General features: G+C 62.5%; 8 protein-coding genes. 6 read left to right on the top strand and 2 right to left on the bottom strand.

All coding sequences use genetic code 11. From position 1 onward, the window contains the following. Positions 1–99: 99 nt before the first annotated feature. Complete coding sequence (locus tag ACZYZ5_RS16020) at positions 100–780, bottom strand: GntR family transcriptional regulator (protein WP_463902992.1); 681 nt, start codon at positions 778–780, stop codon at positions 100–102. Between the two features lie 120 nt (positions 781–900). Here ACZYZ5_RS16020 and purU point away from each other — a divergent pair, with 120 nt between their 5' ends. The 5 genes from purU to ACZYZ5_RS15995 all read left to right on the top strand — a co-directional run bounded on the left by purU (position 901) and on the right by ACZYZ5_RS15995 (position 7,797). Continuing rightward, positions 901–1,815 carry a formyltetrahydrofolate deformylase gene (gene purU, locus ACZYZ5_RS16015; RefSeq protein ID WP_463902990.1) on the top strand — a complete coding sequence of 305 codons (915 nt, stop codon included), beginning with the start codon at positions 901–903 and terminating at the stop codon, positions 1,813–1,815. Between the two features lie 54 nt (positions 1,816–1,869). Further along, entirely contained in the window at positions 1,870–4,362 is a 2,493-nt protein-coding gene (locus ACZYZ5_RS16010; protein WP_463902988.1) for a GcvT family protein, read from the top strand. A gap of 131 nt (positions 4,363–4,493) precedes the next feature. Further along, complete coding sequence (locus tag ACZYZ5_RS16005) at positions 4,494–5,120, top strand: cyclodeaminase/cyclohydrolase family protein (protein ID WP_463902987.1); 627 nt, start codon at positions 4,494–4,496, stop codon at positions 5,118–5,120. Continuing rightward, positions 5,117–5,992: a bifunctional 5,10-methylenetetrahydrofolate dehydrogenase/5,10-methenyltetrahydrofolate cyclohydrolase gene (locus tag ACZYZ5_RS16000; protein ID WP_463902986.1), complete on the top strand. Its 876-nt coding sequence runs from the start codon at positions 5,117–5,119 to the stop codon at positions 5,990–5,992. Before ACZYZ5_RS16005 ends, ACZYZ5_RS16000 begins: the two co-directional genes overlap by 4 nt. Next, positions 5,989–7,797 (top strand): anthranilate synthase component I family protein, encoded by a 1,809-nt coding sequence (locus ACZYZ5_RS15995; protein WP_463902984.1) that lies wholly within the window; start codon positions 5,989–5,991, stop codon positions 7,795–7,797. Before ACZYZ5_RS16000 ends, ACZYZ5_RS15995 begins: the two co-directional genes overlap by 4 nt. Positions 7,798–7,828: 31 nt before the next feature. Here the strand turns inward: ACZYZ5_RS15995 and ACZYZ5_RS15990 are convergent, their stop codons facing one another. Beyond that, positions 7,829–8,524: a GntR family transcriptional regulator gene (locus ACZYZ5_RS15990; protein WP_463902997.1), complete on the bottom strand. Its 696-nt coding sequence runs from the start codon at positions 8,522–8,524 to the stop codon at positions 7,829–7,831. Positions 8,525–8,695: 171 nt separating this feature from the next. Between ACZYZ5_RS15990 and ACZYZ5_RS15985 the strand changes: the two genes are divergently transcribed. Continuing rightward, the gene (locus ACZYZ5_RS15985; RefSeq protein ID WP_463902983.1) at positions 8,696–9,565 is read left to right on the top strand and encodes a methylenetetrahydrofolate reductase; all 870 of its coding nucleotides are present in this window, start codon (positions 8,696–8,698) and stop codon (positions 9,563–9,565) included. Positions 9,566–9,575 lie beyond the last annotated feature (10 nt).

The raw sequence follows: 9,575 nt of genomic DNA, 5'->3' as shown, positions 1-9,575 counted from the left end.
CTCCGTGTGCAAAGTGTGTGAACTAGACAGCTCCACTTAGCCCGGAGGTCCTCCTCGTTTTCAAGCCCTACGTGTCAACAACGTCCCGGCACAGTACACCTAGGCGGCGAAAAGAGCTTCGCGTACAGCGCGCTCAAAGCCGCTGACGTGGATGCGCGCGAGCTCGGCCGCCTGAATCTCATCACCGTCGATAACGGCACGGAGCAGGTCCTCGTGCTCATGCACGTGGCGCGAAAGGTCGGGAAGGCGATCCAGGACCATGCACCAGATTCGTGTCGCGAGATTGTCGTAGCGAATCAGAACGTCCTCGAGGTGGGGATTGCCGGCGGCGGCGTATATGCCTTGGTGCACCCGAGCATCCAGCCGCAGGGTTTCGACCACGGATGCCGTACTGGTGTCGAAAGACTCGACATCGCGCATAACACCCCGCAATCGCTCCCTCACCGATTCCGTCGCCACCCGCGCAGCCCGGGAGGCGGCAAGGGGTTCGAGCTGGGTGCGTATTTCGGATATGAACGCAAGGTCGGTGACCTCCACTCGCGTCGCGAAAGTTCCCCTTCGCGGATAGGAAACTACCAGGCGATCGAGCTCCAGCCGCTTCAAGGCTTCACGTACCGGAGTCCGCCCGACGCCGAGGTCCTTGGCGAGGTCGTCGTCATTGAGGAGATCGCCGGGCTTGATGTCAAGCATCAGCAGCCGGTCCAGGATGCGCTCGTAGGCTACGTCAGCCAACGACCTCTTTGCCGCATCGTCAGCGATTGCCAGAACTTCAAAAGCCATAACGTGGTCCCCTTTTCATTCAAGCCAAGAAGGCTATTGACCTCACCCATTGACCAGTATACGCTGAGTTCCACGCTAATATATCAGTTGTGATTCTTGAAATATATCTAAGGAGGAGACATGACCCTAGTGGCGACAGACTCATCTACCAGCACGCTGACTCAGTCGGAGGCCCGCGTGGAAGACCAAACGCAGAAATTCGTGCTCACACTGTCGTGCGGCGAACGCGCGGGCATCGTCCAGGCGGTCACGACCTTCCTCTTTGAGCGTGGCTTTAACATCGACGAACACCAGCAGTTCGACGACGGCCTCCGCCAGACGCTGCATTTGCGCACCGCCTTCTCCGGCTCGGCGGACCACACCCCGGAGAGGCTCCAGGAAGAATTCCGTGCGATCGCTGACCGGTTCGACATGAAATTCAGCTTCTTTGACCAGACCAAGCAACGCGTCCTCGTGATGGTGTCCAAGTTCGGCCACTGCCTGAACGACCTGCTCTTCCGCTGGCGGGGCGGAAGCCTCGGGGGCGACATCGCCCTTATCGTTTCCAACCATGAAACCCACCGGGCGATGGCCGAGGCCGCGGGCCTTCCCTTCGTCTACCTCCCCGTGACCCCTGATACAAAGTTGGATGCCGAACGGCGCCTTTTGGAACTGGTGGACGAGAATAACATCGACCTCGTCGTGCTCGCCCGGTACATGCAGGTGCTGTCCGACGACCTCTGCCGCTCTTTGGAAGGCCGGGCTATCAACATCCACCACTCATTCCTCCCTGGGTTCAAGGGTGCACGCCCCTACCACCAGGCCTACGACCGTGGAGTCAAGCTAGTGGGCGCCACGGCCCACTACGTAACCGCGGAACTGGATGAGGGGCCAATCATCGAACAGGAAGTCATCAGGGTCGACCACAGCTACGGACCGACCGCCCTTTCAACGGTTGGACAGGACGCCGAGGCACTGGCACTGTCCCGCGCCGTGCGGTGGCACTGCGAACACCGTGTGCTGCTGGACCAAACCAGCACAGTCGTGTTCCGCTAAACACGACCACCGAACCAGCAAAGACAACACACGAAAATCAGCAGGAGAAACCACATGGCATCGACGCCACGCATTGTCATTATCGGAGCTGGAATCGTCGGCACGAACCTGGCCGACGAACTGGTCACCCGGGGTTGGAACAACATCACCGTCCTGGACCAGGGACCGCTGAACATGCCCGGGGGCTCCACGTCTCACGCCCCCGGTCTCGTCTTCCAGACCAACGCCTCAAAGTCCATGGCGCTCTTCGCCAAGTACACGGTGGAGAAGCTGCTGTCCTTAACCGAGGACGGCGTCAACTGCTTCAACCAGGTCGGCGGTCTCGAGGTCGCCACAACCGAGACCCGTCTCGCGGACCTGAAGCGGAAGCTCGGATACGCCGCATCGTATGGAATTAGCGGCAAGATCCTTTCGCGTGAAGAGTGCATGGAGCTCTACCCGCTCCTGAACGAGGAAGACATCCTGGGTGGACTCCATGTCCCCAGCGACGGCCTGGCCAACGCCGCCCGCGCCGTTCAGCTGCTGATCAAGCGTACGGAAGCCGCGGGCGTCAAGTACCGGGGCAACACCACGGTCACGGGTATTGAACAGTCCGGCCGGCGCGTCACGGGCGTCCAGACCTCCGAAGGTGTTGTCCCCGCGGACATCGTGGTTTCCTGCGCAGGCTTCTGGGGGGCCAAGATCGGCGAAATGATCGGCATGTCCGTCCCCCTTCTGCCCTTGGCCCACCAGTACGTCAAGACCACACCGGTGCCGGCATTGAAAGGCAAGAACGACCTGCCCAACGGCGCCTCCTTGCCCATCCTGCGACACCAGGACCAGGACCTTTACTACCGCGAGCACGGCGAACGCTACGGCATCGGCTCCTACGCCCACCGCCCCATGCCCGTGGACCTTGCGGACCTGGCCACCTACGAGCCGGCCGCGATCAGCGAACACAACATGCCCTCCCGGCTCGATTTCACCCTGGAAGACTTCCTCCCGGCATGGGAAGCCACCAAGCGCATGCTGCCGGCGCTGCGGGAAAGCGACATCGAGGATGGCTTCAACGGCATCTTCTCCTTCACCCCCGACGGCGGATCCCTGGTGGGCGAGTCCAAGGAGTTGGACGGCTTCTTCGTCGCCGAAGCCGTCTGGGTGACCCACTCAGCCGGTATCGCCCGCGCCGTTGCCGAACTGCTGACCACCGGCAGATCGGAGATCGATCTGGGTGATTGCGATATTCACCGCTTTGAAGAGGTCCAGCTGACCCCGGAATACGTCAGCGAAACGTCACAGCAGAATTTCGTTGAAATCTACGACGTCCTCCACCCGCTCCAGTCCAAGCTCTCCCCCCGCAACCTCCGAGTCAGCCCTTTTTACGCCCGCCACAAGGCCTTGGGAGGATTCTTCCTGGAGGGCGGCGGATGGGAACGCCCCTATTGGTTCGAAGCCAACGCGGAACTGCTGAAGGAGATGCCTGCTGAGTGGCAGCCCCCGGCCCGTGATGCCTGGTCGGGGATGTTTAGCTCGCCCATTGCCGCCGCGGAAGCTTGGAAGACCCGCACGGCAGTGGCCATGTACGACATGACTCCGCTCAAGCGCCTAGAGGTCTCCGGCCCGGGAGCATTGAAGCTGCTGCAGGAACTCACCACCGCGGACATGACAAAGAAGCCCGGCGCAGTCACCTACACCCTCCTGCTGGACCACGCCGGCGGCATCCGAAGCGACATCACCGTTGCCCGCCTGAGCGAAGACACCTTCCAGCTCGGAGCCAACGGAAACATCGATACCGCCTACTTTGAGCGGGCCGCACGCCACCAGACGGAAAGCGGTACCGCCAACGACTGGGTACAGGTGCGCGACACGACAGGGGGCACCTGCTGCATTGGTCTGTGGGGCCCCCTTGCACGGGACCTCATCAGCACCGTCAGCAGCGACGATTTCTCCAACGACGGCCTCCGTTACTTCCGTGCCAAAAAGGTAGTCATCGGCGGCGTCACCGTCACCGCGATGCGCCTGTCCTACGTCGGCGAGCTGGGCTGGGAGCTCTACACCAGCGCGGACAATGGGCAGCGCCTCTGGGATGCCCTGTGGAAGGCCGGACAGCCTCACGGCGTTATCGCCGCGGGCCGGGCCGCCTTCAGCTCGCTGCGTCTCGAAAAGGGTTACCGCTCGTGGGGCACTGACATGACCACCGAGCACGACCCCCTGGAAGCCGGCCTCGGATTCGCCGTCAAGATGACCAAGGAAAGCTTCGTCGGAAAGGCCGCGTTGGAAGGCCGCACCGAGGAAGGCTCCGCCCGCCGCATGCGCTGTCTGACGGTCGATGACGGCCGCAGCATCGTGCTGGGCAAGGAACCGGTGTTCTACAAAGACCAGGCGGTCGGCTATGTCACCAGTGCCGCCTACGGCTACACCGTTGCCAAGCCAATCGCCTACGCGTACCTCCCGGCCGCTGTCTCCGTTGGTGACTCCGTCGAGATCGAGTACTTCGGACGGCGCATCCAAGCCACAGTCACCGCAGATCCGCTTTACGACCCCACGATGACCAGGCTCCGCGGCTAACCAATCGCCGGACCATTAAAGGGCGCGCGCAGCCCGGACTCATGGCCTCGAACCAGAGTCCGGGCCGCCGCTCTTCCATGGCTCGTCCCATACCCCGCCCAGTCGACTCGAGCTTCAGCCCAGGAAGACACATGATCAGTTCAGAAACAATCACCGAATACCTCGCCAACCTTGCCTCACGCGAACCCACCCCAGGCGGCGGCGCAGCCGCGGCACTCCACGCCGCTCAGGGGGCAGCGCTCGTCGCCATGGTTGCCAGATACACCACCGGTGCGAAATACGAGCAGCACGCCGAACTCGTTCAAAGGACCATCAGCGCCGCCGACGGACTCGTAGTCGAGGCCCTGCGCCTGGCCGACGCTGACCAACATGCGTTCCAAGGCGTCATCGATTCGTACAAACTTCCGTCCGGTAAGGAAGATCTTAGGGCCGCACGAACGGCATCCATCCAGGAAGCCCTCATCCTGGCCGCGCAACCCCCCGCCCAGCTCATCGGGCTCGCCGGCGCCATCGTGGATCTTGCCACGGAACTCTTCGAGGTCGCGAACGCCAACGTGATCAGCGACGTCGCCGCTGCCGTCGACGCAGCCCGGGCAGCCGCCACCACGGCCCGGGTGAACATCGACATTAACGTGGTGGCCATCAAAGACGCCGCAACCCGTTCGCGGTTGGCTGACCAGACCGACGGCCTGGAGGAAAAGGTCATCCTGGCAGCGGACTCCCTCGTACGGCGTGTGCGCGAAAGGATTCTCGGTTGAGCACTTCACTCCTCTCCGGAAAAACGCTGGCAAAGACCATTCAGCAGAAAGCCCACGATGAGGCCCGGGGCCTCGAGGCCGACGGGCTGCACCCGACGCTCGCAGTGGTGGTGGCCACGGACGACGGCTCCACGCACTGGTATGTCCGGTCCATCGAACGGGCTGCAGAAAGGGCCGGGATCAGTTGCCGGATTGTGGAGCTTGGCCACGATGCTAGCGGGGAGGTCTTGGCCGCTGCACTAAAGGACCTCAGCGCTGATCCGTCAGTGAACGGCATCATCCTCCAGACGCCTCTGCCTCCCGGTGTCGAGACAGATGTGCTGGTCGGGCACATTGCCCCGGAGAAGGACATTGATGGCGCAAACCCGTTGAGTCTTGGCCGACTGGCTGTCGGGCAGCCCTCGTTCGCACCTGCCACGGCCCGCGCCGTAATCGAGATCCTTGACCACTTCGACATCCCACTCGCAGGCCGGAACGTCGTCGTCATTGGCCGTTCCGCCGTCGTGGGGATGCCATTGTCCCTGTTGCTGCTGGGACGCGACGCGGCCATTACCGTCTGCCACTCCAAGTCAGGTCCGCTGGAGAAATACACGAAGACCGCCGATGTCGTGGTCGTCGCGGCCGGGCGGACCGGCCTGCTCAAAGGCGACCACATTTCTTCCGCTGCCGTAGTGATCGACGTCGGCACCAATGTCCTTCCCGACGGCTCCCTCGTGGGGGATGTCGACGAAGCCAGCGTGCGTGGCGTTGCCGCGGCACTGACCCCCGTCCCCGGCGGCGTCGGCTCCGTCACCACATCCCTGCTTCTCCTGCACACAACCGAGGCCGCGCGGAAACAGTCGCGTATTTTGGTCCCTGGAACTGCCGGGTGATCCACGGCAAAAACAGCTGCCAGCACCTGGAATCCGTTGTCGTGGCCGTCGAGGGCGGGGATACGCCTGAAGGGCTAGTCTTTGTTTCCGCGCTCGAACGGGTGCTGAGTTCCTTCTGCACGGTGCGAACTCAAACCGACCGGGAGGTGCTGCACGCGCCCGGCGAATGCCCCGAAGTTGTCCTCATGACCAGCCGGGCCGACACCCGAAACTGCCTGCTCCGAATACTCGCCGGGCCGAAGAACGGCCGGGTAGGGGCCCCGGCTGACATCACAGTCCTGGACCCTTCGCATCCTGAAGCGCCCGTTCACGCTGCCGAGGCCCTGGCGCAGCTTCCCGCTCTCGCCGCAGTTCGCGGTCTCCGGACACTGCCTGCCACCCCTGCCCTCCACTGTGTGCCGCTTGCGGAATACCCGGATCCGGAAGCAGCCTTCCACGAGCTCTACGGGCTGTCCAGCCACCGCGTCTGGCTGGACAGTTCGAACGCGGCAGTGGACCCCGCGGCCGGACGTAACCGCTACAGCATCATGGCTGACGATTCCGGCGCCCGCGGAATGAGGGCACAGCACCTGAACGGTGTGACCATCATGGAATCAAAGCTGGTGATAGCGAGGTTTCAGGGTCCGTTCTTCAGCTGGCTGGACAGGAACTGGGGCACCAGCCAGGCACCGGTTCCCACTCTTCCCCCCGGCTTGGGGTTCGCCCTCGGCTGGCTGGGCTACTTGGGTTACGAGCTCAAACGCGAGTGTGGCGGTAACGCGGTGGAATCACCCCTGCCAGATGCCTCATTGATCCGTTGCAGCCGGGCCGTGGTGTTCGACCACGAGGCACGTTGCCTGTACCTTCTTGCCGAAGCCGGCGCAGAGGGCCAGCAATGGTGCAGGAACGTCGCCCGACGCATCCGGCGCCTGCCTTCCGTGCCCCGGCCCCTCAGCAGCCGGTTGCCGGCCGTACAGTTCAGCGCAGCGGACTCCGGCCGGTCCTACCTTGAAAAAATCGCCGCATCCCAGGACGAAATCGTGCAGGGAAACTCCTATGAGGTGTGCCTCACCACCCAAATCTTCACCAACCTCCACGAGCGCATGGATCCGTGGGACTTATACCGCAGACTACGCCGGGCCAGCCCGGCGCCGTTCGCAAGCCTCGTCCAGCTTGGTGCAGTAACCATCGCCAGTTCCTCCCCGGAGCGGTTCCTCAGTATCACCGCCGGCGGTCACGTCCGTGCCGAACCCATCAAGGGAACCCGACGGCGGGACACGTCGCCCCGGGCAGACAGGCAGCTGAAGCATGACCTGATGACCTCGGCAAAGGACAGGGCCGAGAACATCATGATCGTGGATCTGATGCGAAACGACCTGTCCCGCCATGCCGAACCGGGAACAGTTTCCGTGACACGGCTCTGCGACCTGGAGTCTTACACAACGGTGCACCAGCTGGTAAGCACCATAGAGGCCACAATTTCCCGTGACCGGTCAAGGACGGCTGTTGTTGCAGCTGCCTATCCTCCCGGCTCCATGACCGGGGCACCCAAGATCAGCAGCATGGACATCCTCGACGACTTGGAATCCCAACCGCGCGGACCCTATTCAGGTGTGGTTGGCTATTTTTCCCCAAACGGTGCCGCAGACCTTTCGGTCACCATTCGCAGCGCCGTCTTCCACACCCCTCCTGCGGAACGGCAGCGGCTGTCCGTGGGTATCGGCGGGGCCATTACAGCCGATTCCGACCCAGACGATGAGCTGGCAGAGATCCACACCAAAGCCAAGGCCATCCTTGGCGTTCTAGGCGCAGTTTTTCCTGGTTGAGGTCATGCCGTGCGGCTCCAGGCCAGATGGTTTACAGGACGGCCCTGATCAGATTCTCGAAGTCGGCGACGTGCTGGGTGGTCAGCCGTGCAGCTGCTTCGGAGTCCCCTTCCGCGATGCATTCGAGAAGCTCAATATGTTGGGCAATATGCTCCGACACTGGCGGTAGCTTTTCCAGCACAAGGCTCCAAATCCGCGTTGCCAGGTTGTCGTATCGAATCAGGACTTCTTCAAGGTGCCGACTTCCAGTGGCCCGGTAGATCATCCGGTGGACCCGCATGTCCAGGCGCATGAGATCCCGTTGCGAGTGCATCCTCGGCAGAAGCTGCCCGACTTCCCGGGCGAAGTCCCTGAGCTCCTGCCGAAGCTGCGGCGACGCCATCCGCGCAGCGCGCGATGCTGCTGCAGGCTCTAGGAGTTGGCGTATCTCGGAGATTTCAGCCAGATCAGTTATGTCCACGCCCGCGGCGAAGGTTCCCCGCCGGGGATAGGCCACCACCAAATGGTCGCTCTCGAGCCGCTTCATAGCTTCCCGGATCGGCGTTCTGCCAACCCCGAGGCGCCTGGAAATCACTTCATCGTTGAGGGGTTCACCCGGTTTGATGTCCAGAACGATTAATTCGTCGCACAAGACCCTATAGGCGAAGTCGGCGAAGGACTCGTCGTCCTGCCTCCCCGGCAGGTAGGATCCTCCCGCATCCACCGTCAATCCGCCACCACTTGCCATTTCCAAGTCCCTCCCGACGTACAACTGAGCCTTGACGTGAAGGCTCCATGAACATAGTATTCCTAGAACTGATATATCACTATATCAGCATAGGAATGTCAAGCTTTCCCCTCCGAATGGACGCTGCCCCCCACCGGGCATTGGACGGGTCGGCTCAAAGAACGGAGCGTAATGAGCAAGGAAGCTGCTGCAAGGGTGCGGCTGGAAGTTGTGCCGTCTGCCGATCTGCTCACCCAACTCCCCCTGGCCTTCGATGCACCGGGTTCCGTCAGTGTGACGTGCCTTCCGCATCACGGTCCCGCCCGGACCGTAGAAGCATCCACAAATCTCGCGCGACTGGGCTACCACACAGTTCCCCATCTCGCCGCCCGAAGCATTACCAGCCAGGCCGAGCTGCATTCCCTGCTGCGGCAGTTGCAGGGCGCGGGAGTTTCCGAGCTGTTTCTCGTTGCCGGTGACCGGCGCACGCCTGCTGGTCCCTACTCATGGAGCGGACAACTCCTGGATGCGGTCAAGGCGTACTCGCCTAAGTTCTCCTTGGGCATCGCAGGCTACCCCGAAGGCCACCCCGGGCTCAGCCAGGAGCAGCTCATGAGCAGCCTCCGGGCCAAGGCGCCCATGGCCTCCTCACTGGTTACTCAGATGTGCTTTTCCACGCAGGCAATCAGCCGTTACCTCCGGGCGATCCGCAAAAACGACGTAATGCTTCCGGTGTGGGTTGGGGTCCCGGGTCCGGTCTCCATCAAGAAGCTGGTGTCCATGGGAGCGCGCCTCGGCGTAGGCCGCTCCATCAAGCTGGCCCGCGGGACAGGAATGGCGGGTGCCCTGTGGCGGCGTGGCGACTTTAACTACGACAGTGCCCAGCTGATCCGCCAAGTTCATCACGAGCTGGCGGGAGATCCTCTTTTTGCCGGGTTCCACGTTTACACCTTCAATGACCTGGCGCGCCTCCCGGGCCTCGTGGACAGTCTGCCGACGCAGCAGCAAAGCACATGGCCTCAAAGAGTTGCAGCCCACACCCGTTTTCCTGCCAAGATCTGAAGGGAAGATC

The sequence above is a fragment of the Pseudarthrobacter ribosi genome (genome assembly GCF_055412865.1).
Note: the sequence above shows the minus strand (reverse complement) of the source record. Positions and strands in the feature narration are given on the sequence as shown.